25 protein-coding genes and 1 tRNA gene are annotated in these 26,069 nt (G+C 61.2%); 16 read left to right on the top strand and 10 right to left on the bottom strand.

Annotated elements, in window-relative coordinates; translation table 11 throughout:
• Nucleotides 1–6: 6 nt before the first annotated feature.
• The 3 genes from ACRTG1_RS20230 to ACRTG1_RS20240 all read right to left on the bottom strand — a co-directional run bounded on the left by ACRTG1_RS20230 (nucleotide 7) and on the right by ACRTG1_RS20240 (nucleotide 3,581).
• On the bottom strand, nucleotides 7–882 hold the full coding sequence (locus tag ACRTG1_RS20230) for a LysR family transcriptional regulator (RefSeq protein WP_432516984.1): 876 nt from the start codon (nucleotides 880–882) through the stop codon (nucleotides 7–9).
• 36 nt (nucleotides 883–918) lie between these two features.
• A complete protein-coding gene (locus ACRTG1_RS20235; RefSeq protein WP_432516986.1) occupies nucleotides 919–2,358 on the bottom strand; it encodes an SLC13 family permease in 1,440 nt (479 codons plus the stop codon).
• 116 nt (nucleotides 2,359–2,474) lie between these two features.
• Entirely contained in the window at nucleotides 2,475–3,581 is a 1,107-nt protein-coding gene (locus ACRTG1_RS20240; protein ID WP_432516988.1) for a DUF418 domain-containing protein, read from the bottom strand.
• A gap of 202 nt (nucleotides 3,582–3,783) precedes the next feature.
• Between ACRTG1_RS20240 and ACRTG1_RS20245 the strand changes: the two genes are divergently transcribed.
• The 3 genes from ACRTG1_RS20245 to ACRTG1_RS20255 all read left to right on the top strand — a co-directional run bounded on the left by ACRTG1_RS20245 (nucleotide 3,784) and on the right by ACRTG1_RS20255 (nucleotide 6,645).
• On the top strand, nucleotides 3,784–4,371 hold the full coding sequence (locus ACRTG1_RS20245) for a TetR/AcrR family transcriptional regulator (RefSeq protein WP_432516990.1): 588 nt from the start codon (nucleotides 3,784–3,786) through the stop codon (nucleotides 4,369–4,371).
• Nucleotides 4,372–4,672: 301 nt separating this feature from the next.
• Nucleotides 4,673–5,143: a hypothetical protein gene (locus ACRTG1_RS20250; RefSeq protein WP_113153414.1), complete on the top strand. Its 471-nt coding sequence runs from the start codon at nucleotides 4,673–4,675 to the stop codon at nucleotides 5,141–5,143.
• The gene (locus ACRTG1_RS20255) at nucleotides 5,140–6,645 is read left to right on the top strand and encodes a hypothetical protein (RefSeq protein ID WP_432516991.1); all 1,506 of its coding nucleotides are present in this window, start codon (nucleotides 5,140–5,142) and stop codon (nucleotides 6,643–6,645) included. Before ACRTG1_RS20250 ends, ACRTG1_RS20255 begins: the two co-directional genes overlap by 4 nt.
• A 411-nt stretch (nucleotides 6,646–7,056) precedes the next feature.
• On the opposite strand, the gene ACRTG1_RS20260 is transcribed toward ACRTG1_RS20255, so the two are convergent.
• Nucleotides 7,057–7,146, bottom strand: a tRNA-Ser gene (locus ACRTG1_RS20260).
• Between the two features lie 248 nt (nucleotides 7,147–7,394).
• Here ACRTG1_RS20260 and rplU point away from each other — a divergent pair.
• From rplU to ACRTG1_RS20325, 13 genes are all read left to right on the top strand, one after another.
• Entirely contained in the window at nucleotides 7,395–8,015 is a 621-nt protein-coding gene (rplU, locus tag ACRTG1_RS20265; RefSeq protein WP_113153416.1) for a 50S ribosomal protein L21, read from the top strand.
• A 79-nt stretch (nucleotides 8,016–8,094) separates the two neighbouring features.
• The gene (gene rpmA / locus ACRTG1_RS20270) at nucleotides 8,095–8,364 is read left to right on the top strand and encodes a 50S ribosomal protein L27 (protein ID WP_113153417.1); all 270 of its coding nucleotides are present in this window, start codon (nucleotides 8,095–8,097) and stop codon (nucleotides 8,362–8,364) included.
• Between the two features lie 121 nt (nucleotides 8,365–8,485).
• Nucleotides 8,486–9,079: a GNAT family N-acetyltransferase gene (locus ACRTG1_RS20275; protein WP_206545716.1), complete on the top strand. Its 594-nt coding sequence runs from the start codon at nucleotides 8,486–8,488 to the stop codon at nucleotides 9,077–9,079.
• 109 nt (nucleotides 9,080–9,188) lie between these two features.
• Nucleotides 9,189–10,226: a GTPase ObgE gene (gene obgE, locus ACRTG1_RS20280; RefSeq protein WP_432516992.1), complete on the top strand. Its 1,038-nt coding sequence runs from the start codon at nucleotides 9,189–9,191 to the stop codon at nucleotides 10,224–10,226.
• Between the two features lie 7 nt (nucleotides 10,227–10,233).
• Nucleotides 10,234–11,355 (top strand): glutamate 5-kinase, encoded by a 1,122-nt coding sequence (proB, locus tag ACRTG1_RS20285; RefSeq protein WP_432516994.1) that lies wholly within the window; start codon nucleotides 10,234–10,236, stop codon nucleotides 11,353–11,355.
• Between the two features lie 554 nt (nucleotides 11,356–11,909).
• The gene (locus tag ACRTG1_RS20290; protein ID WP_432516995.1) at nucleotides 11,910–13,151 is read left to right on the top strand and encodes a glutamate-5-semialdehyde dehydrogenase; all 1,242 of its coding nucleotides are present in this window, start codon (nucleotides 11,910–11,912) and stop codon (nucleotides 13,149–13,151) included.
• Between the two features lie 83 nt (nucleotides 13,152–13,234).
• Entirely contained in the window at nucleotides 13,235–13,828 is a 594-nt protein-coding gene (locus ACRTG1_RS20295; RefSeq protein ID WP_432517063.1) for a nicotinate-nucleotide adenylyltransferase, read from the top strand.
• 158 nt (nucleotides 13,829–13,986) lie between these two features.
• The gene (rsfS, locus tag ACRTG1_RS20300; RefSeq protein ID WP_113153422.1) at nucleotides 13,987–14,373 is read left to right on the top strand and encodes a ribosome silencing factor; all 387 of its coding nucleotides are present in this window, start codon (nucleotides 13,987–13,989) and stop codon (nucleotides 14,371–14,373) included.
• A gap of 59 nt (nucleotides 14,374–14,432) precedes the next feature.
• Entirely contained in the window at nucleotides 14,433–14,915 is a 483-nt protein-coding gene (rlmH, locus tag ACRTG1_RS20305; protein WP_432516998.1) for a 23S rRNA (pseudouridine(1915)-N(3))-methyltransferase RlmH, read from the top strand.
• A gap of 212 nt (nucleotides 14,916–15,127) precedes the next feature.
• A complete protein-coding gene (locus tag ACRTG1_RS20310; protein WP_206553221.1) occupies nucleotides 15,128–16,435 on the top strand; it encodes a murein hydrolase activator EnvC family protein in 1,308 nt (435 codons plus the stop codon).
• Nucleotides 16,425–17,750, top strand: coding sequence for a S41 family peptidase (locus ACRTG1_RS20315; RefSeq protein ID WP_113153425.1), 1,326 nt, complete (start codon nucleotides 16,425–16,427; stop codon nucleotides 17,748–17,750). Before ACRTG1_RS20310 ends, ACRTG1_RS20315 begins: the two co-directional genes overlap by 11 nt.
• A 252-nt stretch (nucleotides 17,751–18,002) precedes the next feature.
• Entirely contained in the window at nucleotides 18,003–19,190 is a 1,188-nt protein-coding gene (locus ACRTG1_RS20320; protein ID WP_432517000.1) for a divergent polysaccharide deacetylase family protein, read from the top strand.
• 17 nt (nucleotides 19,191–19,207) lie between these two features.
• The gene (locus ACRTG1_RS20325) at nucleotides 19,208–19,729 is read left to right on the top strand and encodes an RNA pyrophosphohydrolase (protein ID WP_113153427.1); all 522 of its coding nucleotides are present in this window, start codon (nucleotides 19,208–19,210) and stop codon (nucleotides 19,727–19,729) included.
• 22 nt (nucleotides 19,730–19,751) lie between these two features.
• On the opposite strand, the gene ACRTG1_RS20330 is transcribed toward ACRTG1_RS20325, so the two are convergent.
• The 6 genes from ACRTG1_RS20330 to ACRTG1_RS20355 form a co-directional block, all read right to left on the bottom strand.
• Nucleotides 19,752–20,768: a M23 family metallopeptidase gene (locus ACRTG1_RS20330; protein WP_432517002.1), complete on the bottom strand. Its 1,017-nt coding sequence runs from the start codon at nucleotides 20,766–20,768 to the stop codon at nucleotides 19,752–19,754.
• A 91-nt stretch (nucleotides 20,769–20,859) separates the two neighbouring features.
• Nucleotides 20,860–21,264 carry a F0F1 ATP synthase subunit epsilon gene (locus ACRTG1_RS20335; RefSeq protein ID WP_113153429.1) on the bottom strand — a complete coding sequence of 135 codons (405 nt, stop codon included), beginning with the start codon at nucleotides 21,262–21,264 and terminating at the stop codon, nucleotides 20,860–20,862.
• A gap of 63 nt (nucleotides 21,265–21,327) precedes the next feature.
• On the bottom strand, nucleotides 21,328–22,875 hold the full coding sequence (gene atpD / locus ACRTG1_RS20340; RefSeq protein WP_113153430.1) for a F0F1 ATP synthase subunit beta: 1,548 nt from the start codon (nucleotides 22,873–22,875) through the stop codon (nucleotides 21,328–21,330).
• Between the two features lie 23 nt (nucleotides 22,876–22,898).
• The gene (locus ACRTG1_RS20345; protein ID WP_113153431.1) at nucleotides 22,899–23,774 is read right to left on the bottom strand and encodes a F0F1 ATP synthase subunit gamma; all 876 of its coding nucleotides are present in this window, start codon (nucleotides 23,772–23,774) and stop codon (nucleotides 22,899–22,901) included.
• Between the two features lie 12 nt (nucleotides 23,775–23,786).
• A complete protein-coding gene (atpA, locus tag ACRTG1_RS20350) occupies nucleotides 23,787–25,316 on the bottom strand; it encodes a F0F1 ATP synthase subunit alpha (protein ID WP_113153432.1) in 1,530 nt (509 codons plus the stop codon).
• The gene (locus ACRTG1_RS20355) at nucleotides 25,316–25,876 is read right to left on the bottom strand and encodes a F0F1 ATP synthase subunit delta (RefSeq protein ID WP_432517005.1); all 561 of its coding nucleotides are present in this window, start codon (nucleotides 25,874–25,876) and stop codon (nucleotides 25,316–25,318) included. The genes atpA and ACRTG1_RS20355 overlap by 1 nt, the downstream gene beginning before the upstream one ends.
• Nucleotides 25,877–26,069: the final 193 nt, after the last annotated feature.

Here is a 26,069-nt window from a genome sequence, read left to right on the forward strand (position 1 = left end):
CTGTCGTCAGAGCGTGGCGGTGACGATGGCGTTGGCCGCGCGCAGAAGCGGGTCGTCCACGCGCTCCCTGAGGCAGGCGAAAAGAAGCCGCGTCGCAGCCAGAGCCTCGCAGATCAGCTCCACCTCGCCAGCCGCCTCGGCCTCGCGCGCGGCGTCCGCATGCAACAGCCCGACCCCCACCCCGCCGGCGATCAGCGTCCGCGTGACCTGCTCCCGGTCAACGCTGATGATGCGCTCGGGGCGAAAATTGTACCGGCAAAAGAGCGCTTCCGCCGCCTCGCCGCAACATGTGTCCGGGGCCGGGCAGATCCACGGAAAATCCGCCAGCCTGCGCCAGTCGGGACCGTCTTTCGCCACCGCCATTCCCGGCGGGCCCGCAAGATAGATGGCGAACCGCGAAATCTCGACAACGCTCAGATCTGCTTCCGGCTCACCCGTCTCATTGTAGAAACCGGCATCGAGGCTGCCATTGCGAACGCCCTCGGCAATCGAGCGCGATGTGCCGTGCCGCAGCACCACATCCACCTGCGGATAGCGCTCGGCAAACCCCGTCATCAGATGGCCAAGCGCTTCCGTCCCGGAATTGCACCCCATGCCAAGCCGCAGACGTCCGGTCAGGGTGCTCTTGATCCGCGCCGCCTCCTCGAGAAGCGCACGATGCGCGGCCAGCGTCTGCTCGGCCCTTTCCAGCAGGCGTTCGCCGTCGCGCGTCAGATCCATGCCGCGCGGGGTCCGCTCGAACAGCGCAAGCCCCAGCGTATCCTCCATCGCCTTGATGTGAGCGCTGACGGCGGGCTGGCTGAGATGAACCCGCTCCGAGGCGCGCGTGATGCTTCCCTCGCGCGCAACGGCGACAAATGTTCTCAGCTGCTGGATGTCCATCACCGCGCTCCGCGCCAGATTGGTCTGCATTCATTCCTATACCAGTCCGAGCACATGCCACCACACAAGATCAAGCGGCAGGAGCACGACAAGGCCGATGACGAACAGGGCAAGACACAGGCGCGCGACAGCACCCGCTGGCAGATTGCCCAGCTGCATCGCCATGATCAACGGCGGGGCCTGATAGGGCAGGAACACATTGGAGAAGGCGAGAACCTGCGTCATCAAAACCGTCGTCAGCGGCAATCCCGTCAGCACGGCCAGTTTCTCCGCCATCGGCGTCATGACAGCGGGAACCCCCGGCAGATTGGTGATCATCGCCACCACCGTCGAGATGCCGGTGAGCATCACCACATTCCAGACCGGCCGGTCGACCGAGAAATCCGCATGCCCGCTCAGCCCCGCCACCACCGCCTCGCCAAGCCCGGTGGACGAGATCACCGCGCCAAGCCCCAGAATGCCGGCAACGAAGAAGAGCGATGCGTAATTCACCTCTTCATTGATGCACTTTTTCGATGTCAGCCCTGAAGCAGGCCACAGGCAATAAAGCGCCGCCGCCAGTGCAATCCAGCCCGGCGATATCTGATGAAGCGCATCCGTCAGCCACAGCGCGAGGCACAGCGCCAAAACCAGCGCAAGCCGCTTTTCCGCAGGCGTCATGGCCGTCGCCCGGTCATGCGCCGCCGGCTGGCGTTGCGGATCGCCATCGGGAAACATCTTCAGGATCAGCACGACCAGCACCCCGGTCTTGAGCAGGCCAAGCACGGGAAAATGCGCCAGCAGGTAGCCCCAATAGGAAAAGCGCGCGCCATAAAGCGTTTCCGCCATGCCGGCCATGATCATGTTCGGCGCGTTTGCAGGCAGGATCGTGAAGGCCGGCAGAAACGTGCCGAAGGCCGCAGCCGCAATCATCCCCGTGCGCCCGTTCGCGCCCGCGCCATAGCCCATGTGATCGGCAAGCCCGATGACGATCGGCAGAAGCAGCACGATCCGGCCAATGGAAGACGGCATCACGAAAGCCAGCGCCAGACTGAACGCCGTCACCCCCATGATCACCGTGGAATAGCGCGTTCCAAGCATGCCCGAGAGCGCCGCCGCCATGCGCGCGCCAAGCCCCGTGTAACGGATCGAGGCGCCCAGAATGATCCCGCCGAACAGCAGCCAGAAGGTCGATGAATAAAACCCGGAAAACACCGTCCGGGGCGGCGCGACGCCCGACAGCACCGCCACCAGAAAAAACACAAGCGCGGTCCAGTATTCCGGCGCAGCCGCCGTCGCCCACATGCCGATGCAGAAGACGGCGAGCCCCGCCGCAAGCGCCATCGGAACCGGCAGGGAAGAAGCGGTCAGCAGTCCCACAGCGCCTGCCGCAACCGCGATGCCGATTGATTTCAGCGTATTCCGCGCGGGTCCCCCACCCGGCTGCGCCGCTGCGGGTGCCCGCCCGCTCGCCCGCGATAAAGTCTGCTCCGACATGAAATGAACGCGCCTCGTGAAAATACAACGCGGCGACACTGCTCATTTCCGGCCCGCTCAATCCAATCGATTGTTCAGAGGGCCGCCCTCACGAAAACCGAACGCCCGGCCTCAGCCTATCCGGCAACCCACCGCATCAGCGTCTCCACCGGCCCGCGTTTGAAGGCGCGCGACCAGACAAAGGCGAACACCGCCGAGGCCGCGCAGAAGATCAGCGCCGCCAGAACCGCCGCCCCCGGCGTCTGCCCGCCCAGCATGCCAAGCGCCTCCAGCGCGCCCATGCCCACCACGATATGCGCGATGTAGAGCGTCAGCGTCTGCCGCCCCGCAGGCACCACCGCCCGCATCACCGGAGCCATTGCCGGCCGCTCGGCCAGCGAGAGGCAAAGCCCGATGACCAGGGACGCCACGCCCATCCCCGCCAGCGTGTAGAGCGGCATGGGCGGCACCGGCCCCGTTGCGACCAGATAGGCAAGCTCCGGGTCGATTGCGCCCAGAAGCGGCTGAAGCCGCGCCGCCAGCACTTCCGCCAGAAGAAACGCCGCCAGCCCGCCCAGCGCAAGCGCATTGCGGACGCGCCTTTCGCCAAGATCAAGCCGGCTCAGGATCACGCCGAACAGCAGAAAACCAAGCCACGGAATGACCGGATGCCAGCCATTGAAGAAGAGGTTTCGTACAAAGCCCGCCGGCGTCCAGAAATCGGCATAGCTGTAATCCACCCAGTCGCGCCCGGTATCGTAATCCAGCACAAAGTTCATCCCCACAAAGGCGATGTTGAGCGCCACGATCACCCAGACCAGCGTCCATGTGCGCAATGGAAGAAGGAAGACGCCGAACAGGAAGTAGAACGCGTAGTAATGCAGAATGTCCGCATCGAAGATGAGGCTGTTCAAGAGGCCGACGACCAGCAGAAACAGCGCCCGCCTGATCGTGTCGGAAACCGTGCGCTCCATGCCCCGCGATGCGGCGAGCCCCAGTCCCAGCCCGGCGAGCACCACGAAGGTCGCCGCCGCCCGCCCTTCCAGCAGCAGCGTCATTCCGGCCAGAAGCCCGCCACCGCCTTCAACACCGGCCTCAGCTCCGGCCCCGGTCTCAGCCCCAGCCCCCATCACAATCGTGAAATTCACGATCACCATGCCGACAAAGGCCAGAAAGCGCGCAAGGTCGAGCCCTTCGAGACGGGCGCGCGACCGCGCCGTCTCCATCACAACAGCGTCAGCCATGCCCCGCCACCCCTGCGCCCTGCCGCCACAAACCCATAAGATCCATCACCGCTTTCTCCAGCCTGCCTGAAACCGATGCACCGCCGAAATCCTGTGGCTATCGCCCCGGATCCCTTGCCGGATCCCTTGCCTCGCCCACCGTCATCCACCAATATATGAACGGTCGTTCGTTCATTTAGAGATCAAAAGCCGGGACTGCAAGATGGCCGAGAAGACAAAACCCGCCGCACATCCGCGCAGGCTGCAGATCGTGGAGGCCGCGCTGGCCTGCTTTCTGGAAGCCGGCTATCACCAGACAGGCGTGCGCGACATTGCCCGCCGCGCCGGCATCAGCCTTGGCAATCTCTACAATCATTTTTCGGGAAAAGAGGCCGTTCTGGCCGAGATCGCGCGGCTCGAAGCCGATGAGCTTCGGCCATTCTGCACGATTTTGACCGAAGGGCGCGATCCGCACGCAACGCTCAGGCGCTTCGTCAGCGACTACGCCGCCTATGCGTCACGCCCGGAGAATGCGGTGCTTGGCCTGGAAATACTGTCAGAAGCCATCCGCGCCCCCCGGATCGCCGCTCTTTTCTCCGACAACCGCGCAGCGCTGATAACGGCCCTGGCCGACCTGCTCGCCCGCGGTTCCGAGAGCGGCGCGTTCCGCCCCTTCGACACCCCAAAAGAAACCGCCCGCCTCCTTCTGGATGTCATCGAAGGCCGCGCGCTCAGAACCCTGCTGGAAGAAAAGCCCCAAGCCGGCAAGGCCGCGCTCTGGAGCTTTATCGAGGGGGCGATGGGTGTTTAGGCGGAGAGCGAAACCTGAGCTGCGCTCCTCCAAATTAAGAGAAGGGCGAATGGCTCCTATGGGCGGGAAACAGAAGCTCGCTGCAGGCGCGAACATATCGTTGCAAAGTAGGCCGAGCGGACATCCAGACGCTTCTTGTCTTCATGCTTGGCTCGCCGACCGAGCCCACAAAAAAGTGGTTCAGGCGCCTAACCTATCATTCTAACTTTTCGGTGGTTTTTCGGATCGTAATGGGTACTATCTCGTTACATGAGAAGAGTGACCGGATTTGCACAGAGATTTTCTAAAACTTGGTAATCCGATGAAGTTGGTCGGAATTCTTGACGGCCTCATCGAACCCGATCAGATCGAGCTAATAAACGAGCAGCAAAAGCTGCAGGCGCAAGCGATGTTTTACCTTGGCGTGAAGCACTATCGCTTCGCTAAAGTCCAGAACCATTCTCACTGGCGGCAGCGAGTTTCCCGTTTCTACTATGGCGCTTACAACGGGTCCAAGGCGATAAGATACTTGGTTCAGGGAACTCACTCAACCGATTCGTCAGACCATAAAAAGATCGGCGACCTGCCATCAGATTTTAACAATCGAGCGACCTACAGCACGCGATTGAAAGAGCTTAGGGACGACCGAAACAAATGTGATTATGACCATAGCGCCAGAGCTCAAGATCTATTCATCAGACAAGTCGATGCGGAAACTCTCACAAGAGACTTCCTCAGAGAAACAAAAGCGTATCTGGAAAGGCGCGGATTGAATCTTAGGGGGCAAATATGAATATCGGAATCCCAAAGCTTCTTGAGATAAAAGCAGAATTCGAAAAGCTGTCTGGGCTAAGGGGGCTTGATCACCAATTCAAGCCAACTTCACAAGGGACTGCAATCGTCATTTTCGTAAGTAGCCCAGAAGACCGGCTTTTTGACGACCTCTCCAGAGCAACGACGAACGTACTCGGCTCTGAAAGCGAATATATCATCGCCACTTTGAAGCAAGTCTCCAGAGATAAGATCGTTTCTGGGCCAGAAGTGAGATTGCTGCTCAAGCTGCTCTCTGAGAGCCAAACTGTGCATAAGCACAGTTTTGGAGACGAACTATTTTCTCGCTACATTGAAACGGTTTCTGGCGCTGAGGAGCAAATTGTTTCTAACGCAAATCACATCGTTTTTGGCCGGCGCGGTGCTGGAAAATCGATGCTCCTCTTGTACAGCCTAACTTCAAGGGAGCGAGAGAATCGACCTTCAGTTTGGCTAGATTTTCAAGCGTATTCGAGACGGAACGATGATGGAGTTATTGGAGATGTGCTCTCCGATCTAGTTTCTGAAATTGAAGCCAAATTTGGTCAGAGCAATCGCCTGACCGAACTACAGAACCTAGTAGAAAGATGCGCACCAGAATTTCTCGAGTACAAAAAATTGGCCGTAAGACTACGGCGCGAACTCGGAAAACTGACAAGGGAATCAGAAATTTTCCTGTTCGTTGATGATATACATGTTCTTGGCCGCGCACTCCAATCAAGAATACTTGATATTCTTTACTCGATCGCAAGGGGAAACCAGATTTTTCTAAAGATCAGCGCGATTGAGAACCTTACAAGAACTTATGACACCACCGAACGAATTGGACTCGAGCTACCGCATGATGCGCAAGCCATACATCTAGATTACAACCTGACGACACCAGAGAAAACAACGAGCCACATTGAAGCGATTCTCGATGCCCACGCTCGGTTTGCTGGGCTTTCATCAATCAGACGTCTGTGTAGTTCTGCTGAGGTTATACCTCGATTGACATGGGTTTCAGCAGGTGTCCCACGCGACGCAATTTACCTATTCTCCCAGGCAATACAGAAGGCTAACATAGAAAATAGGGGAAGAGTGACGGTTTCCAATGTCAATCAGGCAGCATCGGAAGCCTTAACTATCAAGCACCGCGATTTGGAACAGGACGCATCGGAGCAAGCCGATGACCTTAAGGCTGCCTTGGAGATTATCAAAAACTTCTGCATTAAGGAGAAAAGGCAGAACGCCTTCCTGATTGAGATCGACAACTCATCCAATCTGTTTAAGCAGGTAACTAGCCTAGTTCAACTGCGCTTTCTCCACGTTATCAGTGAAGGAATTACGCCGCATGAAGCGGGGCGAAAGTACTTGGCCCTGATCCTGGATTATGGCTTGTACATTGGCATAAGGGCTGCTCAAAGCGTAGAGCTGTTTAACAAATCTTTTGAAGATTCATCATCTGCAGCCTTGAGAAAGCTCCCAATTCTTCGCGAGAAATGAGCGCTGACGCCCCCCCCCCTGGCCCATGGTGATTAGGTCATAAGAAGTGCATCAACCAGAAAGTCTTTGCGCCCCTCCCTGCAATTATGGCCGATTTGATTTGGAATCTTCCGATTGGGTTTGATTGCAGGGATGCTTTTCAGCGATCTCAACCAACCGCAGTGCTTATTTTTTGCAAGCACAGCGAAGGTCCGCCTCCGGCACTGCTTATGTCGATAGATGGGTGCCCCAGAAACGACAGCTTATGGGAAGCCGCAGTGACCATGGGATGAAAGAATCAGTATCGACTGCGTCGCCCCTAAACCTCAAGACAGACGATGTGCATCGCAGAAACCCCAGCTCTCTGCGTCACTTGAAGGCGGCAAGATGATCAATGATAGCATCGCGCCCCAGAAGGGCATCAGCGATGTATGGCGGAGAGGGAGGGATTCGAACCCCCGATACCCTTGCGAGTATGCCGCATTTCGAGTGCGGTGCTTTCAACCACTCAGCCACCTCTCCGCGAGATGCTGGTCTGCTGTTGCCAGCGCGGCGCACTAGATAACCGGTCATCGCCTCCGACACAAGGGCCAATCTGCGGCATTTTCAACCCGTCAACTTGACCTTGTGCCAAGCTTCCGTTATGGACACGCGTCCTGCGACGTGGGAAAGCCCTGCGCCGCATGGCGTTTAACCCTCAGGACTGACAAAAAGACGGCAGGCCACAAAGTCGTGGACCAAAGCCGGACCGGACACCGAAAGGAAAAAAGATGTTCGCAGTCATTAAAACCGGCGGCAAGCAGTACCGCGTTTCCGCCAACGACCTGCTTCAGGTCGAACTCATCGCCGGCGAGCCCGGTGAGATCATTCAGTTTGCAGACGTTCTCGCCGTTGGCGAGGGCGAAGACGTGGCGTTCGGCGCGCCGCTCGTTGAAGGCGCCAGCGTGGCTGCCGAAGTGGTCGAGCAGGGCCGCGGCAAGAAGGTCATCGCGTTCAAGAAGCGTCGCCGCCAGAATTCGCGCCGCAAGCGCGGTCATCGTCAGCTTCTGACCACCGTGCGGATCTCCGAGATCCTGACGGGCGGAGCGAAGCCGTCGAAGAAGGCAGCCGCCAAGAAAGAAGCCGCGCCGAAGAAGGCCGAAGCAAAGACGGAAGCGCCCGCAGCGGCAGCTCCGCTCTTCACCGCTCCGGCAGGCGAGCCCGACGATCTGACGAAGATCAAGGGCATCGGCCCGGTCGCAGCCGGCCAGCTCGCCGAGCAGGGCATCACCACCTACGCTCAGGTGGCCGCCCTCACCGACGAGGACGTGGTGCGCATCGATGAGGCCATGCCGTTCAGCGCCGACCAGATCAAGGACTGGCGCGAGCAGGCCGCAGAACTGGCGAAATAATCGCCGCAGGGTTGAAATCGGGCGCCTGACGGCGCAATAGGAATACGAGCGCTCTCAAGGGCGCAAAGGAGCAAGCGAAATGGCACACAAAAAAGCTGGTGGTTCGTCGCGCAACGGTCGCGATTCCGAGTCCAAACGCCTTGGTGTGAAGAAGTTCGGCGGCGAGCAGGTTCGCGCCGGCAACATCATCATCCGTCAGCGCGGCACGAAATGGCATCCCGGCACCAATGTCGGCATGGGCAAAGATCATACGATTTTTGCGCTTGAGGCTGGTTCCGTGTCCTTTGCCAAGAAGGCAAACGGCCGAACGTACGTATCTGTAAACCCAATTCTGGAAGCCGCGGAATAGCCGGTCCGCGCACCAAACACCGGCGACCCATCTCGGGGACCGGTGTCTGGACATTCCGGAAATAGGTTCAAAAAGGGGAGATGGGTCGCCATCTCCCCTTTTCTATTGTCCGGAGGAAAAAATGGTCGCCGAAAGTGAAGACATCGAGGGTGAAAGTCCCAGCGTCAGCATAGATTGTCCCGTTCTGGTCACGGAACGCCTCGTCCTGCGCATCCCGCGCGATGACGATGTGACCGAGCTGGTGGAACTCGCCAACAACCGGCATCTGGCCGAAATGCTCGGCCGTCTGCCCAATCCCTATCGCGTTGCCGACGCACACAGTTTTCTGTCCAGCATTCGCGCCGGCGCGATCAGCGGCTGCACCTATGCCATCACCCTGTCCGAAAGCGGCGCCTTCATCGGTTGCGCGGGCCTGGAAAACCGCGCCCACGGTCTTGAGATGGGATACTGGATCGGCGAACCCTACTGGGGGCGCGGCTACGCAACGGAAGCGGCCCACGCCCTGGTGGACCTCGCCTTCCGCGCCACGGATATCGACCGGCTCAATGTTTCCTGCCGCGTCACCAACACCGCCTCGCGCCGCGTCATTCACAAATGCGGCTTCCAGTTTGCCGGTCAGGGCATGATGGATTCCGTGGTGGCCGGCCGGGTGCCCGTCGAGCGCTACCAGCTCGACCGCCGCACCTGGGTCAGCCTCAGAAGCTGGGGCGCTTGAGAAATTGAGACGAGAGCAGGCAGGCACGCGCGCCCTGTCTGCTCTCGCACTTCAGCGCGCAATGCTGTAGACGGTTCAGCGCAACGTTACGGAAAGACGGTCCAAAACCATGAAATTTCTCGATCAGGCCAAAGTCTATATCCGCTCCGGCGATGGCGGCGCGGGTTCCGTTTCGTTCCGACGCGAGAAATATATCGAGTTCGGCGGTCCCGATGGCGGCGATGGCGGGCGCGGCGGCGATGTCTGGGTGGAGGCCGTTCAGGGTCTCAACACACTTATCGACTATCGCTACCAGCAGCATTTCAAGGCCCAGACCGGCGTGCACGGCATGGGCCGCAACCGCACCGGCGCGAAGGGCGGCGACGCCATCCTCAAAGTGCCGGCCGGCACCCAGGTCTTCGAGGAAGACAATGAAACGCTGATCTGCGATCTGACCGAGATCGGCCAGCGCTTCAGGCTGGCCAGCGGCGGCAATGGCGGCTTCGGCAACCAGCACTTCAAATCCTCCACCAACCAGGCGCCGCGCCGGGCCAATCCCGGCCTGCCGGGTGAGGAAGCGTGGATCTGGCTGCGCCTCAAGCTCATCGCCGATGCCGGGCTCGTCGGCCTGCCCAATGCCGGCAAGTCCACCTTCCTGGCCACGGTCACGGCAGCCAAGCCGAAGATTGCCGACTATCCGTTCACGACGCTGCACCCCAATCTCGGCGTGGTGCGCATCGACGCGCGCGAATTCGTCATGGCCGACATTCCCGGCCTGATCGAGGGCGCGCATGCGGGCGTCGGCATTGGCGACCGATTCCTCGGCCATGTGGAGCGCACCCGCGTTCTGCTGCATCTCGTTTCCGCTCGCGAGGAAGACCCGGCCGCCGTCTACAAGACCATTCGCGGCGAGCTTTCCGCCTATGGCCACGGCCTCACCGACAAGACCGAGGTGGTCGCGCTCAGCCAGGTGGATCTTCTGGATGAAGACGCCCGCGCCGAGAAGCAGGCCGCCCTTGCAGAGGCCTGCGGAAAGACGCCCCTCCTCCTGTCTTCCGCCACCGGCGAAGGCGTGCGGGAGGTGCTGCGCGCCCTGATGAAGATCATCCAGGACGCCCGCGCCGAAGAAGAAAACGCCGATGCGGTTGATGAGCGCTGGCAGAAATAGGCAGACCATGACCCGCCCCGCGCTCAACAGTCACCGTCGCATCACGGTCAAGATCGGCTCCGCCCTTCTGGTGGACCGCAAGAAGGGTTTGAAGCGCGAATGGCTTTCCGCGCTTGTCGATGACATCGCCAATCTCAATGCCGATGGCGTTGAGGTTCTGGTGGTGTCGTCCGGCGCCATCGCGCTTGGCCGCACCATCCTCGGCATTGAGCGGCGCACGCTGAAGCTGGAAGAAAGCCAGGCTGCGGCTTCCGTGGGACAGATCGCGCTCGCCGGCGCATGGGACGAGGAGCTGCGCAAACGCGGGCTCAAATCGGGCCAGATCCTCGTCACGCTCGGCGACACGGAAGAGCGCCGCCGCTATCTCAATGTGCGCGCCACCGTCTCCACCCTTCTCAAGATGGGCGTCGTGCCCGTCATCAACGAAAACGACACGGTCGCCACCAGCGAGATCCGCTATGGCGACAATGATCGCCTGGCCGCGCGCGTCGCCACCATGCTCGGCGCTGACCTTCTGGTTCTGCTCTCCGATGTGGACGGGCTCTACACCGCGCCGCCGGCCAGCGATCCCGATGCGCAGTTCATCCCCGTGGTCGACGCCATCACGCCGCAGATCGAGGCCATGGCGGGCGCTGCTGCTTCCGAGCTTTCGCGCGGCGGCATGCGCACCAAGCTCGATGCCGGGCGCATCGCCACGGCGGCCGGCACGTCCATGATCATCGCCTCGGGCACGCGGCTCAATCCGCTGGCCGCGATCGACAGCGACGCCCGCTCCACCCTGTTCAGGGCAAGCACGACACCCGTGCGCGCCTACAAGACATGGATCGCCGGCCAGCTTGAGCCCGCCGGCACAATCGGCGTGGATGCCGGCGCGGTTCTGGCGCTTGCCGCCGGAAACTCGCTTCTGCCGGCTGGCGTCACACAGGTTTCGGGCAGCTTCGCCCGCGGCGACACGGTTGCCATTCACGGCCCCGACGGGCGCGAGGTCGCCCGTGGACTGGTTGCCTATGATGCCGCCGATGCCGTAAAAATCGCCGGTCTGAAAAGCGGCGACATTGCCGAGGTGCTCGGATACGAAGCGCGTAGTTCTCTAATTCATCGAGACGACTTAGTATTGGGAAGGGGTTAACTGGAGTGTATCGGCAACCCAAATTAAACTTGGAACAAAGTGAACAAGCCGACGCAAAGGCACTTCGAAAGGCCACTGCAGCTGTAATATTTTCCACGTCAATTATTTTTTTAAAGAAAATAAAAGACGATAAAGACACAACTTCTTTTTTCGGATTTAATTTTGAATCACTTGAAAACAGTCACATTATAAGTCTTATTTTCTCAATTGTAATAATAAATATATTAATGTCAATTCACTATACGATTTCAACATTCGCGTTCGGACCATACAAAATATACCTTAGACTATCTGAAAGATTAATATTCTATATAAGAAGAAAAAAAAGGGGACAAGTATGATCCGATGTCTGCAAAGAGAATTGCGAGATTTATAACAACAACTGCAAAGATACCATCGGCTGTAGCTGTAATTTTGGGATTATACGTTATCTCCTTAGGCCTATATCTAGGATTTAACGACTTCATACAATTGATCGAAGCGGTACGGACATGAACCTATCTGGCACTCGAATTGAAGCACACCCGCCCAGAACAGAGGACATCGCCGCGCTGATGAACGATCTCGGTGCGCGCGCCCGCGCCGCCGCCGGCCCGTTGTCCATCGCCACGCCAGACGAGAAGAACGCCGCGCTGGAAGCCATGGCCGATGCGCTCACGCGCAATGAGGCGGCGATCCTCGAGGCCAACCGCGAAGACATGGCGCGCGGCGAGGAAGCAGGCCTGTCGCCCGCCCTCCTCGACCGGCTGAAGCTCGATCCCGCGCGCATCGCCGCCATTGCAGAGGGCATGCGCGCCATCGCCGCGCTGAAAGACCCGGTCGGGAGCGTAATCGCCGCATGGGATCGCCCCAACGGTCTTCAGATCGAGCGCGTGCGCACGCCGCTCGGCGTCATCGGCGTCATCTATGAAAGCCGCCCCAACGTGACCGCCGATGCCGGCGCGCTGTGCCTCAAGGCCGGCAATGCGGTGATCCTGCGCGGCGGTTCTGATTCCGCGCGCTCGTCCGCCGCCATCCATGCCTGCCTCGTCGAAGGACTTGAGAAGGCCGGCCTGCCCGCCGACGCCATCCAGCGCGTGCCGGTCACCGACCGCGCCGCCGTTGGCGAGATGCTGAAAGGCCTCGGCGGCAATGTCGACGTCATCGTGCCCCGCGGCGGGCGCAGCCTCGTCGAGCGCGTCCAGAGCGATGCGCGTGTCCCCGTTTTCTCCCATCTGGAAGGCATCTGCCACCTTTACCTCGACCGCTCGGCCGACACCGACATGGCGGTCTCCATCGCCGTCAACGCCAAGATGCGGCGCACCGGCATCTGCGGCGCGGCTGAAACGCTGCTGGTGGATCGCGCTGCAGCCGACCGCCTTCTCACGCCCGTTCTGACCGCGCTGCAAGAAGCCGGCTGCGCCATTCGCGGCGATGAAGAGGTCTGCGCCCGCTTTGCTTCGGCAACACCCGCGACCGAAGAGGACTGGGGCACGGAATATCTCGACGCCATCATTTCGGTGAAGCTGGTCGACGGGGTCGATGAAGCGATCCGCCATATCGGCACATGGTCCTCGCACCACACCGAGGCCATCGTCGCGGAAGATGCGGCAGCCGTTGAGCGCTTCTTCAACGAGATCGATTCCGCCATTCTGCTGCACAACGCCTCCACCCAGTTCGCCGATGGCGGCGAGTTCGGCATGGGCGCGGAAATCGGCATTGCCACCGGCAAGATGCATGCGCGCGGGCCGGTGGGCGTCGAACAGCTCACCTCGTTCAAATATCGCGTTCGCGGCTCCGGCCAGACCCGGCCCTGAGCGGCCGCTTCGCGATGCAGCAGTCCGACGAGAACAGCACGATCAGCACGCCGACGCCATCGGTGCCGGCGCGCTATCTGCGCATGCCGCATGTGGAACGCGGCATGGCGGTCGGCCTGTTTGGCGGCTCGTTCAACCCGCCCCATGCCGGTCATGCGCTGGTGGCGGAAATCGCCATGCGGCGGTTACGGCTCGACCAGCTCTGGTGGATCGTCACCCCCGGCAATCCGCTGAAGAGCCATCGCGAACTCGCACCTCTTGCCGAACGGATCGCCCTTTCGGAGAAATGCACCACCGACCCGCGCGTGAAGGTCACCGCATTCGAGGTCGGCCACCGCGTCCGCTTCACGGCGGATACGATCAAGCTGGTTCAGGCGCGCAATCACGGCGTGAACTTCGTCTGGATCATGGGGGCGGACAGCCTGCGCGACTTCCATCGCTGGGAGCGCTGGCGCGATATCGCGCAGTCCATGCCCATCGCCGTGATCGACCGTCCGGGCGCAACGCTCGCCTTTCTCTCATCCACCATGGCGAAGACATTCGACCATGCCCGCATAGACGAGGACGACGCGCCGATCCTCGCCAGAAGCAAGCCGCCGGCCTGGACATTCATCCATGGTCCGCGCTCCCCGCTCTCCTCGACCGCAATCAGAAATGCGGCAAAAGGGGCGCAATAACCGCTAAAGCTCGCAAAACATGTGATCGGCGGATGTCTTGAAACTGTAAGGAGACTCTGCCTATCTATTGGATACCGTAGGACATGCGTCCACGGTGAGCTTGTTCTTATTGGAAAGGAAAGACACTGAGAACAGCAACCACGAAGAAGGCCGACACCGTGCCTTCGCCGGCCGAGGCCAGCCGAAACCTGGTTTCCCAGGCCGTTGAAACAGCCCTCACGAGTCTTGAAGACTCGAAGGCGGAAAACATCGTCTCCATCGACATTCAGGGCAAGTCCCCGCTCGCCGATCACATGATCATCGCGTCGGGACGCTCGCATCGACACGTCGCTGCGGTCGCGGATCACCTGATCCGTGCCTTGAAGGAAGCCGGCTGCGGCAATGCAAAGGTCGAAGGCCTTGCAAGCGCCGACTGGGTTCTGGTCGATACGGGCGACATCGTCGTTCATGTCTTCCGTCCGGAAGTTCGGGAATTCTACAACATCGAAAAGATGTGGCAGACGCCCGATCTTGAGCCCGGTCTTGAGGATGAAACGGTTCACTGACCGCCGTCTTTTTTGACGGCGTTTGTGGGCTCCTCCGCCCACCGGGCAGAGAGGCTGGAATGCATATTGGGATTTGCGCCGTGGGCCGGATGAAAGCCGGCCCCGAGAGGGATCTGGCGGACCGTTATCTGGACCGCTTCTCGAAGGGCGGCCCGGCCATCGGGCTTGAATTCTCCGGCGTCAGCGAGATCGCTGAAAGCCGCGCCAAATCCACCGACGAAAGACGGCGCGAAGAGAGCCGCAAGATCGCGCAGATGCGCCCGGAAGGCTCGGCGCTCTTCCTGCTCGACGAACGCGGCAAGAACCTCTCCTCCCGGGAACTGAGCCAGGCCATCGCGGATTTGCGCGATGAAGGCCGGCGGCATCTTTCCATCGTCATTGGCGGGCCGGACGGGCACGATCCCGAGTTGCGGCGCATGGCAGACCGGACCATCGCGTTCGGCGCGCAGACATGGCCGCACCAGATCGTTCGGGTGATGCTGGCCGAACAGATCTATCGTGTTTCCACCATTCTTTCAGGCCATCCGTATCATCGGGACTGAACGGCTCCACGAACAGTTCGGTGCGGCCGGATGGGCGCTCAGACGGACGCACGGCAATCAGGCAAGCCAGCGCAACCCGCCTGCATTGACAACAGGGAAAACACAACCAAAAATTGCGCGGCAATTCCCGTATGGTTGATGCTTCCTTAAGAAAGCGTCGCCTATACTGCCCGAATGCGATTTCCCGACCGCGCGAAAACAGCAGACCAAGGATGATGAAAGCGCACATGCCGCGCCCGCCCTTTGCCAGGATCAGGACAGCAGCAGCCGCTGCGACCTGCCTTTGCGTCCTGACCGCCTACGCCGCGGCGCAGGACGGCATAGAGGTTCTGGAAACGCAGCATGGCAAGACGCAGACCGAATTTCAGGACATCAACCGCGAGATGGCGCTGACCGAACAGCGCCTCGCCGAAATCGCATCCGAGATCGACGCCATCAAGGATGACAATGCGGCCATCACCGCAGCCCTCATCCAGGCCGCCAAGACCGAGCGCAAGCTCAGCGAAGACATCGACGCCATTTCGCTGCGTCTCACGGAACTGCGCCATCAGGAAGGCTATCTGCGCGAATCGCTGCAATCGCGCCGCGGCGTTCTGGCCGAGGTTCTCGCAGCACTCCAGCGCATGGGCCTGAACCCGCCACCGGCAATTCTCGTGCGCCCGGAAGATGCGCTCGCCTCCGTGCGCAGCGCCATCCTGCTCGGCGCGGTCGTGCCGGAGCTGCGGGTCGAGACGGAAATCCTCATCGGCGACCTGAAAGACCTCTCGCGCATCGTCACATCCATCGAAAGCGAGCGCGACAAACTTCAAAAAACCGTGACCGAACAGGTCGAGGAAAAGAAACGCCTCTCGCTTCTGCTCGATGAAAAGAAGCGCCTGCAGCAGGATGCCGAAAGCCGCATGGCCACCGAGCAGCGCGAAGCCGAGGCGCTGGCCGCCCGCGCCACCAGCCTGCAGGAGCTGATCGGCTCGCTGGAAACCGAGATCGCATCCCTGCGCAAGGCCGAGGCAGAGCGCGCAAGACGCCTTAATCAGCCGACTTCGCCGGAACACCGGCTAAGTGCCGGCGCATCCTTTGCCAAGCGCACGGGCGGCGTGGCCCTGCCCGTGTCCGGCCAGTTCGGAGCGCGATTCGGTGAAGATGACGACACCGGGGCGCGCCTTCAGGGCGACATTCTAAGAACACAATCGGGCGCAATCGTTACCGCGCCTGCGGGGGCGACGGTTCTGTACGCGGGACCGTTCCGTTCCTATGGTCAGCTATTGATACTCAACGCCGGCGACGGTTATCATATCGTGCTTGCCGGCTTAGAGAAGGTAAGCGTGACGCTGGGGCAATCCGTTTTGGCGGGCGAACCAATCGGCATGATGGGGGATGCTCGCCTGGCAAGCATCGCAGGACCGGGGACTGAGAACGTCACACCGGAGCTGTATGTGGAGTTCAGGAAGAACGGAAAACCGATCAATCCTAAACCCTGGTGGGCTCCGGGACACTCTGGAAGGACAGGAAATGAAACGTAACTTGTCGCTATTGTTTGCCGGCGCCCTGATGGGCGCATCTGCGGTCTCGCTCCTTCACGGTACGAGTGGCTTCTCTGCGAACGCCGCCGGTTCCGAGACCTACCGGCAGCTCGCGATCTTCGGCGACATCTTCGAGCGTGTGCGCGCCCAGTATGTGACCCCGCCGGATGACAAGAAGCTGGTGGAGAGCGCCATCAACGGCATGCTCACCTCGCTCGACCCGCACTCCTCCTATCTCGACGCGGACGCCGCCAAGGACATGCGCGTGCAGACCAAGGGCGAGTTCGGCGGCCTCGGCATCGAAGTCACCATGGACAGCGAGCTGGTCAAGGTGGTTGCGCCCATCGATGACACGCCCGCCGCACGCGCCGGCGTTCTGGCCGGTGACCTGATCTCCGCCATCGATGGCGAGGAAGTGCGCGGCATGTCGCTCAACGACGCCGTCGACAAGATGCGCGGCGCGGTCAACACGCCCATCGAACTCACCATCATTCGCGAAGGTGCGGACAAGCCCATCGATCTCACCATCGTGCGCGACATCATCAAGGTGAAGGCGGTCAAGTACCGCGTCGAAGAGGATGTCGGCTATCTGAAGATCACCTCCTTCACGGAGAAGACCTTCGATGACCTGATGACCGCCATCGACACGATCAGCGAAGAAGTGCCGGACGATCAGCTCAAGGGCTATGTGCTCGACCTGCGCCTCAATCCGGGCGGCCTGCTTGATCAGGCGGTCAGCGTCTCCGACGCCTTCCTGGATCGCGGCGAGATCGTCTCCACCCGCGGCCGCGAGGCCAATGAGATTGCCCGCTTTGATTCGCGGCCCGGCGATGTTCTGAACGGCAAGCCGGTCATCGTGCTCATCAATGGCGGCTCGGCCAGTGCTTCGGAAATCGTTGCCGGCGCGCTGCAGGACCACCGCCGTGCGACGGTTCTGGGTACCCAGTCCTTTGGCAAGGGCTCGGTCCAGACGATCATCCCGCTCGGCGAGAACGGCGCTCTGCGTCTCACCACCGCGCTCTACTACACGCCGTCCGGCGAATCGATCCAGGGCAAGGGCATCACGCCCGACATCAAGGTCGATCAGCCCCTGCCCGAGGAATTACAGGGCCGGGATCTGCGCCGGGGCGAGTCCGACCTGCGCGGTCACATCAAGGGTGAGGAAGAAAGCGACGAGGGTTCCGGCTCCATCGCCTATGTGCCGCCGGAGCCCAAGGACGACATGCAGCTCAAGGCAGCCCTTGAACTGCTGCGCGGCGAGAAAACCGATCCCGCTTTCCCGCCAAATCCCGACAAGGCGGTCATGAACCGCTAGAGCCATCTCTGGAAAAGGGGAAACCGGATTCCACTTTTCGGTCCGATGCTCTAAACATCTTTTGTCACCGCCGGTTTCTCGCAAACCGGCGGTGACATTCTGGCGACACAGACCGCCAGTAACACGAATTTCGCGCATGGCTGCCTTCCGGCCGCCCTACGTTTGGAAAGACAGAATTTTGACGCCGCGTCCGCCTTCTTAGAAGATGAGGACCGGTCTGGTTTCTGGCCTCGGCCATCGTGACGGGTGGGTATGACTTCCGGGAAAAAAGACATCGATCGCCCGCTGGGCCACGACAAGCGCCCGAACAAGCGCCCAGACAAGCCTAAGCGCCGGAGCGCCTTCACCACCGGCCGCATCGTCACCGCTCTCGCCGCCATTGCGGTTCTCGGCACGTCCACGGCTGTCGCCCTGCGAGACCGCCCTTTCCGCAGCCCTTCTCCTGTCGCCGTCACGTCACCCATAGAAGAGACCGTCGCGCGGTCCTCCGGGTCTGACACGGCAACGGCCACGCCCGCATCCGGCGCGCCCGATGCGTCGATCACCCGTCTCCAGCCGGAAGACCCGTCCGAAAACGGCGTCATCATCATTCGCGATCCTTCGGCCATGGGCCAGCATCCGCGTCTGGCGCATCTGCCCGACCGGGCGCTGATCGAGGAGTCCGAGACAGGCCCCCTGCCCGTGCGCGATGCCGGCGGCCGGCGGCCCTTCGATGTTTATGCCCGCTCCTGGTCGGGCACGCGGGGCGCGCGCATCGCCATCATCATCGGCGGGCTGGGCCTTTCGCAGACAACCACGGAATACGCCATCGAGACGCTCCGCCCGGAGATCACCCTGGCGTTCGCACCGGCGGGCAACAGCCTGTCACGCTGGATGCAGCAGGCCCGCAAGGAAGGCCATGAGGTCATTCTGCAGGTGCCCATGGAGCCCTTCGGTTATCCGACGCAGAACCCGGGCCGCAACACGCTCACGCTGGATGCATCCCCCGGCCAGAACATGTCGCGCATGCGCTGGGCGCTTTCCCGCCTCACCAACTATACGGGCGTCATGAACTATATGGGCGGACGCTTCACGGCCGATGACGAAGCCATGGGCGATGTCATGGCGGAGCTTGGCCAGCGCGGTCTGATGTATATCGATGATGGCACATCCGCGCGCAGCGTCGCGCAGGATCTCGCCCTTCAGGAGGGCGTGCCTTTTGCCGCGTCCGACGCGCTCATCGATCCGACCGGCAAGAACCGTCGCCCCGAGCGCGCCGAAATCCTCAAGAAGCTTGATGAACTCGAGCGCATCGCACGCGCCAGAGGCTACGCCATCGGCACAGGCTCTGCATTCGACGAGACCATCGACGCCGTAGCGTCATGGTCCAATGAAGTCACCGGACGCGGAATCGAGCTCGTTCCCGTCTCGGCCGTCGCCGCCGACCCTCAACCACGATAGAAACGGAAATCGTCCGCATGGCCGAGAACACAAAGAACGCAGCCGATCTGCCCTATCGCCCCTGCGTGGGCATCATGGTGCTCAACGACAGGGGCCTTGCCTGGGCGGGCCGCCGCATCGTTCAGCCCGAAACGGATGAGTTATCCGGCGCAACACAACTCTGGCAGATGCCCCAGGGCGGCGTCGACAAAGGCGAAGAGCCCCGCGAGGCGGCCTATCGCGAACTCTATGAAGAGACCGGCATGAAGTCCGTGTCGCTTCTCGCCGAGACGCCTGACTGGATCACCTACGAACTGCCCGAACATCTCCTTGGCATAGCCCTCAAGGGAAAATATCGCGGGCAGAAGCAGAAGTGGTTCGCCTTCCGCTTTGAAGGCCCCGATTCGGAGATCGCCATCAACCCGCCGCCCGGCGGACATGAAGCCGAGTTCGACATGTGGGAATGGAAGCCGATGACCGATCTGCCGGGTCTGATCGTTCCCTTCAAGCGCAAGGTCTATGAGAGCGTCGTCTCCGCCTTCCGCCACCTCGCACCCTGAGACGTCCCGGCGCTTTCGCCGGCTACTTCAGGATAGCTTCAACGGCGATCACGGTCTGCCCGCGGACCGGCTCGCCGCGCAGCTTCAATGCTCCATTGGCGCGATAGTTCTGAAACTGCGCCGGCAAACCCTTTCCCGCACCCAATTCCGGTGTCGTCTGCATATGCACGTGAAGGTGGGGCTCTGACGAGTTCCCGCTATTGCCGCAGCGGCCAATCTCCTGCCCCTCATCGACATGCTGCCCGCCGCTCACGGCAACCGAGCCGTTGCGCAGATGCGCCAGGAAGATGAACTCTTCATTGCCCAGGTCGAGCACCACATGGTTGCCCGCCGGCCGGTCTGCATCCATCTCGCCCAGAGGCTGGTCCGGCAGCCCGTCAACACGGGCAACGACCGTGCCCTCTGCCGGTGCCAGAATGGGCTCGTCCCAGCAGTAATAGTCCGTGAGCGCCGTACCATCCCCCGTGTGGGTTTTGCCCGCGCGCTGGATTACGAAGTCATAGGCAAAGCGCTGGCCCGCATCTGCGGCATGGTAGTTTTCTTCCACCGTGCGCCCACCCCAGAAGACCTTCCAGTACCCGGCGAAGGGCAGACGCAGCGCAGCCTGTGTCTGATAGTCGAGATAGGCAGAATCCGCCTCCACGGGCACACGCCGCACGTAAAAGCCCTCGATCCCGTCATCCTGACCGAAGCTCCATTGCCAGATGAGATCCGAACCGTTCTCGTGCCCGGCACGGCGGCGGTAGGTCCGCAGTCCGTCTTTCTCTTCCGTCAGCTCTTCATGAACCGACACTTCGGGGCCGTAGGCGCTGTTGATGGACGCCTGAAACCCTTTCAGATGATAGAGATCGCCAAGCGCCGACTGCATTCGCTCCGACATGTGCTGCCAGACCTCTTCAGCGGACCCTTTCTGGAAGATGTCGGTAAATTGCCGGCCAAGCGTGGCCGTTTTCGGATCAAGTTCCTCCGCCACGCCCGGGCTCGCAGCCACAACGACCATGAGCCAGCAAAGAAACCGCGCCACCCTGCGCAATGCCATGAAGTATACCCCTGCCTTTCACAATAGAAAGCAGGCTAACAAAAAAGCCGGGCATTGGCCCGGCTGTTTTCGCACCATATACGCCTGCCGATCAGGCAGGCAGAATGGCACCCTCAAGGGTCGTCAGCTGATGCAGGAAGTCTTCGGCACGCAGGCGCGCCTCGTGATCCCCGGCATCTTCCAGATCCTCGCGGGCCTCCTGAATGCGGCGCGCGATATCTTCGCGGTTGATGTCATCCACATGCACAGCCGATTCGGCGAGAACCGTGCAGCCATCGGGCAGAATGTCGGCAAAGCCGCCAAACACCACATAGCGTTCGGTCTTGCCGCCAGCCGTCACCGCAACGACGCCCGGCTTGATGCTGGTCATCGTCGGCGCATGTGTGGCCATCACGGTCAGTTCGCCCTCAGTGCCGGGAATGACAACCGATTCGACGTCCTGGGAAACCAGGAGCCGCTCGGGCGAGACCAGATCGAATTTGAAGGATTGAGCCATCGTGTCCTACCGGTTTGGCATGAAGGCGGGAGGCCCGAACGGACCTCCCGGTCATTGCCTTGATCAGGCCGCTTCGGCGGCCAGCTTCTGGGCCTTCTCGACGGCCTGCTCGATGGTGCCGACCATGTAGAAGGCAGCTTCCGGCAGGTGATCGTACTCACCGTCACACAGACCCTTGAACGAACGGATCGTGTCTTCCAGGTCCACGAACAGACCCGGCGCGCCGGTGAAGACCTCGGCCACGTGGAAGGGCTGCGACAGGAAGCGCTCGATCTTACGGGCGCGGGCAACCGTGAGCTTGTCCTCTTCGGAAAGCTCGTCCATGCCGAGAATGGCGATGATGTCCTGAAGCGACTTGTAGCGCTGGAGGATCTCCTGGACCTGACGGGCCACGCGGTAGTGCTCCTCACCGACGATCATCGGGTCAAGCATGCGCGAGGTGGAGTCCAGCGGATCCACGGCCGGGTAGATACCCTTTTCCGAGATGGCGCGGTTCAACACGGTCGTTGCGTCCAGGTGGGCGAACGAAGCTGCCGGTGCCGGGTCGGTCAAGTCATCGGCGGGCACGTAAATGGCCTGCACCGAGGTAATCGAGCCCTTGGTGGTCGTGGTGATGCGTTCCTGCAGGGCGCCCATGTCGGTCGCCAGCGTCGGCTGGTAACCAACAGCCGAAGGAATACGGCCGAGAAGAGCCGACACCTCGGAGCCCGCCTGCGTGAAGCGGAAGATGTTGTCCACGAAGAACAGAACGTCCTGGCCCTGGTCGCGGAAATGCTCGGCAACCGTCAGACCGGTCAGAGCAACACGGGCGCGTGCGCCGGGCGGCTCGTTCATCTGGCCGAACACGAGGGCGCACTTGGAGCCTTCGGTGGAGCCGTTGTTCTTTGCCGGGTCCTGGTTCACGCCGGACTCGATCATCTCGTGGTAGAGATCGTTGCCCTCACGGGTACGCTCGCCAACGCCTGCGAACACGGAGTAACCGCCGTGCGCCTTTGCGACGTTGTTGATCAGTTCCTGAATGAGAACGGTCTTGCCAACGCCGGCGCCGCCGAACAGGCCGATCTTGCCGCCCTTCGCGTACGGTGCGAGCAGGTCAACGACCTTGATGCCCGTGACCAGGATCTCGGCTTCCGTGGACTGATCCACATATTCCGGAGCCGGCTGGTGAATAGCGCGAACGCCGTCGCCCTTGACCGGGCCGGCTTCGTCGATGTCTTCGCCAACCACGTTCATGATGCGGCCGAGCGTTGCGTCGCCAACCGGCACCGAGATCGGGCTGCCCGTGTCACGGACTTCCATGCCGCGCACCAGACCCTCGGTGGAGTCCATGGCGATGCAGCGAACCGTGTTCTCGCCGAGATGCTGAGCCACCTCAAGCACGAGGCGCGTGCCGTTGTTCTCGGTCTCAATTGCGTTCAGGATCGCCGGCAGGTGATCTTCGAACTGCACGTCGACGACGGCGCCGATAACCTGGCGGATCGTGCCGGCCGAGCCGGTTGCTTTCGTTGCTGCGCTGGACGATGCCGAGCGGGTGGAAGCCGCCTTGCGCGCCGGGGCCGCCTTCTTGGCGGCGGTCGCGGACGCCGTCTTCGGGGTCGCTGCTTTGGCCATTTTCGTTTAACCTCTTCGGTCCGTTAGAGCGCTTCCGCGCCCGAAATGATTTCGATGAGTTCCTTGGTGATCTGCGCCTGGCGCTGGCGGTTGTAGGTGATCGAAAGCTTGTCGATCATCTCGCCTGCGTTGCGCGTCGCGCTGTCCATGGCGGTCATCTTGGCACCCATCTCGCCGGCCGCGTTCTCCAGGAGCGCGCGGAAGATCTGAACCGCGATATTGCGCGGGATCAGATCGGCAAGAATGGCGGGCGCGTCAGGCTCGTACTCGTAGACTGCGTCAGAACCCTGGCCCTCGTCCCCGGCGGGAACGGCAGCCGGGATGATCTGCAGTGCGGTCGGCACCTGCGACATCACCGATACGAACTCGGAATAGAACAGCGTGCAGACGTCGAACTCGCCCTTTTCGAACAGGCCGATGACCTGACGGGCGACGTCGTTCGCGTTGTCGAAACCGATCTTCTTGACCTCGCGGAGATCCACGCGGTCCATGATCAGATCGCCATGATCGCGACGCAGGACATCATAGCCCTTCTTGCCGACGCACAGCACTTTCACCGTCTTGCCTTCGCCAAGCAGCGCGCGGATATGCTCGCGCGCCTTCTTGGCGATCTGGCTGTTAAAGCCACCGCAAAGACCACGCTCGGCGGTGCAGACCACCAGAAGATGCGTTTCGTCCTTGCCGGTACCTGCCATCAGCGGCGGCGCGTCGTTGCCCGACACGGCGCCGGCGATGTTGGTGAGCACGGCCCCCATGCGTTCCGCATAGGGCCGCGCAGCCTCGGCCGCCTCCTGGGCGCGCTTCAGTTTCGCCGCGGCGACCATCTGCATCGCCTTGGTGATTTTCTGCGTCGCCTTGACCGAGGCGATTCGGTTGCGAAGTTCCTTAAGGGAAGCCATGCTCGCTTAGCCTCAGGCGAAGTTCTTGGCGAATGCGTCGATCTGTGCCTTGAGCTTCTCACGCAGATCGTCGGAAAGCGCCTTTTCCTTGCGGATCGCATCAAGCACGTCCTTGCCGTCCGCACGCATGTGCGAAAGCAGGCCCTGCTCGAAACGGGTGACATCGGCAAGCGGAAGCTTGTCGAGGTAGCCATTCACACCGGCAAAGATCACGGCAACCTGCTCTTCCGTCTTCAGCGGCGAGAACTGCGGCTGCTTCAGGAGTTCGGTCAGGCGTGCACCGCGGTTGAGCAGGCGCTGGGTCGAGGCGTCGAGGTCAGAACCGAACTGCGCGAACGCAGCCATTTCACGGTACTGGGCGAGCTCACCCTTAATGGAGCCGGCAACCTGCTTCATCGCCTTGATCTGGGCTGCGGAGCCGACGCGCGACACCGACAGACCGACGTTCACGGCCGGGCGGATGCCCTGGAAGAACAGATTGGTCTCGAGGAAGATCTGACCGTCGGTGATCGAGATCACGTTGGTCGGAATGTAGGCCGACACGTCGTTCGCCTGCGTCTCGATGACCGGCAGAGCCGTGAGCGAGCCGGAGCCCTGCTCGTCGTTCATCTTCGCCGCGCGCTCGAGCAGGCGGGAGTGCAGGTAGAAAACGTCACCCGGGTAAGCTTCACGGCCCGGCGGGCGGCGCAGCAGGAGCGACATCTGACGGTAAGCAACGGCCTGCTTGGACAGATCGTCATAGGCGATCACGGCGTGCTTGCCGTTGTCGCGGAAGTACTCGCCCATGGCGCAACCGGCGAACGGAGCCAGGAACTGCATCGGAGCGGCGTCGGAAGCGGTAGCGGCGACGATGATCGAGTATTCGAGAGCGCCGCGCTCTTCCAGAACCTTCACCAGCTGTGCAACCGTGGAGCGCTTCTGGCCAACGGCAACATAGACGCAGTAGAGCTTCTGGCTCTCGTCGTCACCGTCGTTGAGCGGCTTCTGGTTGAGGAAGGTGTCGAGAACGATGGCGGTCTTGCCGGTCTGGCGGTCGCCAATGATCAGCTCGCGCTGGCCGCGGCCAATCGGGATCAGGGCATCAACGGACTTCAGACCGGTCGACATCGGCTCGTGAACCGACTTGCGGGGAATGATGCCCGGGGCCTTCACGTCAACGCGGGCGCGCGCTTTCGTCTTGATCGGGCCCTTGCCGTCGATCGGGTTGCCAAGCGCGTCAACAACGCGGCCGAGCAGCTCCGGACCAACCGGAACGTCCACGATGGCGCCCGTGCGCTTCACCGTGTCGCCTTCTTTAATGTCACGGTCGCTACCGAAGATAACGACGCCGACATTGTCGACTTCCAGGTTGAGCGCCATGCCGCGGATGCCGCCTGGGAACTCCACCATCTCACCGGCCTGGACATTGTCCAGACCATAGACGCGGGCAATGCCGTCGCCCACGGAGAGCACCTGGCCAACTTCTGAAACTTCGGCTTCCTTGCCGAAGTTCTTTATCTGATCCTTCAGAATTGCGGAAATTTCCGCCGCACGGATGTCCATCAGCCGACCTCTTTCAGTGCAAGCTTGAGCGAATTAAGTTTGGTTTTGAGCGATGTGTCGATCTGGCGCGAGCCCATCTTGACCACCAGCCCGCCGAGAATGGAGGGATCAACGGAAACGTTGATCGAAACGTCCTTGCCAGCCACTGCCTTGAGGGCGGCCTTCAGTTCCTTCTCCTGCGTCGCGTTGAGCGCGTGCGCCGCAACCACGTCCGCCGTCGTCTCACCGCGATCTTCTGCGGCGATATGGCGGAATGCGCGGATCATCTGCGGAACGGCGAACAAACGCCGGTTCTGCGCAACGACACGCAGGAAATTGCCGACCAGGCCCGAAACCCCGGCCTTGTCGAGAACGGCGCTGATCGCCTTCAGCTGGTCGTCAGCCGAGAACACGGGGCTCTCGACGAGACGCTGCAGGTCGTCGCTGCCTTCAAGAAGTTTCTCGAAGCGGTCGAGGTCAGCCTCGACTGTGGAAATCGCCTTGGCTTCCTTCGCCAGTTCAAAAAGCGAACCAGCGTAGCGCCCTGCCATTCCGGAAATCATGGAGCCAGATTGTGCCACGGGATGGTCTTCTCTCACGCCTAGAAGGCCACAAGATTTTATGCTGGAGCTACCTGCTCGGGCTAAATCTCTGACCTGATTGAATTTTTCCCCTCGCAAAAAGACATAGGACATGCCTTCCTGCTGAAAGCCGATTGCCGTCTAGCACAGGCTTCCGAGAGTCGCAACACGCATAGACCCCGCCATAACGGTT

Origin of the sequence: Nitratireductor sp. PBL-C9 (genome assembly GCF_050877045.1) — a bacterium.
Taxonomy (GTDB): Bacteria; Pseudomonadota; Alphaproteobacteria; order Rhizobiales; family Rhizobiaceae; genus Nitratireductor; species Nitratireductor aquimarinus.

Excerpts from the sequence above, each read along its gene's own strand:
- atpD (WP_113153430.1), bottom strand. The coding sequence starts at position 22,875 with ATGGCCAAAGCAGCGACCCCGAAGACGGCGTCCGCGACCGCCGCCAAG.
- ACRTG1_RS20335 (WP_113153429.1), bottom strand. The coding sequence starts at position 21,264 with ATGGCTCAATCCTTCAAATTCGATCTGGTCTCGCCCGAGCGGCTCCTG.
- atpA (WP_113153432.1), bottom strand. The coding sequence starts at position 25,316 with ATGGACATCCGTGCGGCGGAAATTTCCGCAATTCTGAAGGATCAGATA.
- ACRTG1_RS20320 (WP_432517000.1), top strand. The coding sequence starts at position 18,003 with ATGACTTCCGGGAAAAAAGACATCGATCGCCCGCTGGGCCACGACAAG.
- ACRTG1_RS20235 (WP_432516986.1), bottom strand. The coding sequence starts at position 2,358 with ATGTCGGAGCAGACTTTATCGCGGGCGAGCGGGCGGGCACCCGCAGCG.
- rplU (WP_113153416.1), top strand. The coding sequence starts at position 7,395 with ATGTTCGCAGTCATTAAAACCGGCGGCAAGCAGTACCGCGTTTCCGCC.
- rpmA (WP_113153417.1), top strand. The coding sequence starts at position 8,095 with ATGGCACACAAAAAAGCTGGTGGTTCGTCGCGCAACGGTCGCGATTCC.
- ACRTG1_RS20275 (WP_206545716.1), top strand. The coding sequence starts at position 8,486 with ATGGTCGCCGAAAGTGAAGACATCGAGGGTGAAAGTCCCAGCGTCAGC.
- ACRTG1_RS20240 (WP_432516988.1), bottom strand. The coding sequence starts at position 3,581 with ATGGCTGACGCTGTTGTGATGGAGACGGCGCGGTCGCGCGCCCGTCTC.
- ACRTG1_RS20245 (WP_432516990.1), top strand. The coding sequence starts at position 3,784 with ATGGCCGAGAAGACAAAACCCGCCGCACATCCGCGCAGGCTGCAGATC.
- ACRTG1_RS20230 (WP_432516984.1), bottom strand. The coding sequence starts at position 882 with ATGGACATCCAGCAGCTGAGAACATTTGTCGCCGTTGCGCGCGAGGGA.
- ACRTG1_RS20315 (WP_113153425.1), top strand. The coding sequence starts at position 16,425 with ATGAAACGTAACTTGTCGCTATTGTTTGCCGGCGCCCTGATGGGCGCA.
- rlmH (WP_432516998.1), top strand. The coding sequence starts at position 14,433 with ATGCATATTGGGATTTGCGCCGTGGGCCGGATGAAAGCCGGCCCCGAG.
- obgE (WP_432516992.1), top strand. The coding sequence starts at position 9,189 with ATGAAATTTCTCGATCAGGCCAAAGTCTATATCCGCTCCGGCGATGGC.
- ACRTG1_RS20325 (WP_113153427.1), top strand. The coding sequence starts at position 19,208 with ATGGCCGAGAACACAAAGAACGCAGCCGATCTGCCCTATCGCCCCTGC.
- ACRTG1_RS20345 (WP_113153431.1), bottom strand. The coding sequence starts at position 23,774 with ATGGCTTCCCTTAAGGAACTTCGCAACCGAATCGCCTCGGTCAAGGCG.
- ACRTG1_RS20250 (WP_113153414.1), top strand. The coding sequence starts at position 4,673 with ATGAAGTTGGTCGGAATTCTTGACGGCCTCATCGAACCCGATCAGATC.
- ACRTG1_RS20290 (WP_432516995.1), top strand. The coding sequence starts at position 11,910 with ATGAACGATCTCGGTGCGCGCGCCCGCGCCGCCGCCGGCCCGTTGTCC.
- ACRTG1_RS20310 (WP_206553221.1), top strand. The coding sequence starts at position 15,128 with ATGATGAAAGCGCACATGCCGCGCCCGCCCTTTGCCAGGATCAGGACA.
- ACRTG1_RS20295 (WP_432517063.1), top strand. The coding sequence starts at position 13,235 with ATGCCGCATGTGGAACGCGGCATGGCGGTCGGCCTGTTTGGCGGCTCG.
- ACRTG1_RS20255 (WP_432516991.1), top strand. The coding sequence starts at position 5,140 with ATGAATATCGGAATCCCAAAGCTTCTTGAGATAAAAGCAGAATTCGAA.
- proB (WP_432516994.1), top strand. The coding sequence starts at position 10,234 with ATGACCCGCCCCGCGCTCAACAGTCACCGTCGCATCACGGTCAAGATC.
- ACRTG1_RS20330 (WP_432517002.1), bottom strand. The coding sequence starts at position 20,768 with ATGGCATTGCGCAGGGTGGCGCGGTTTCTTTGCTGGCTCATGGTCGTT.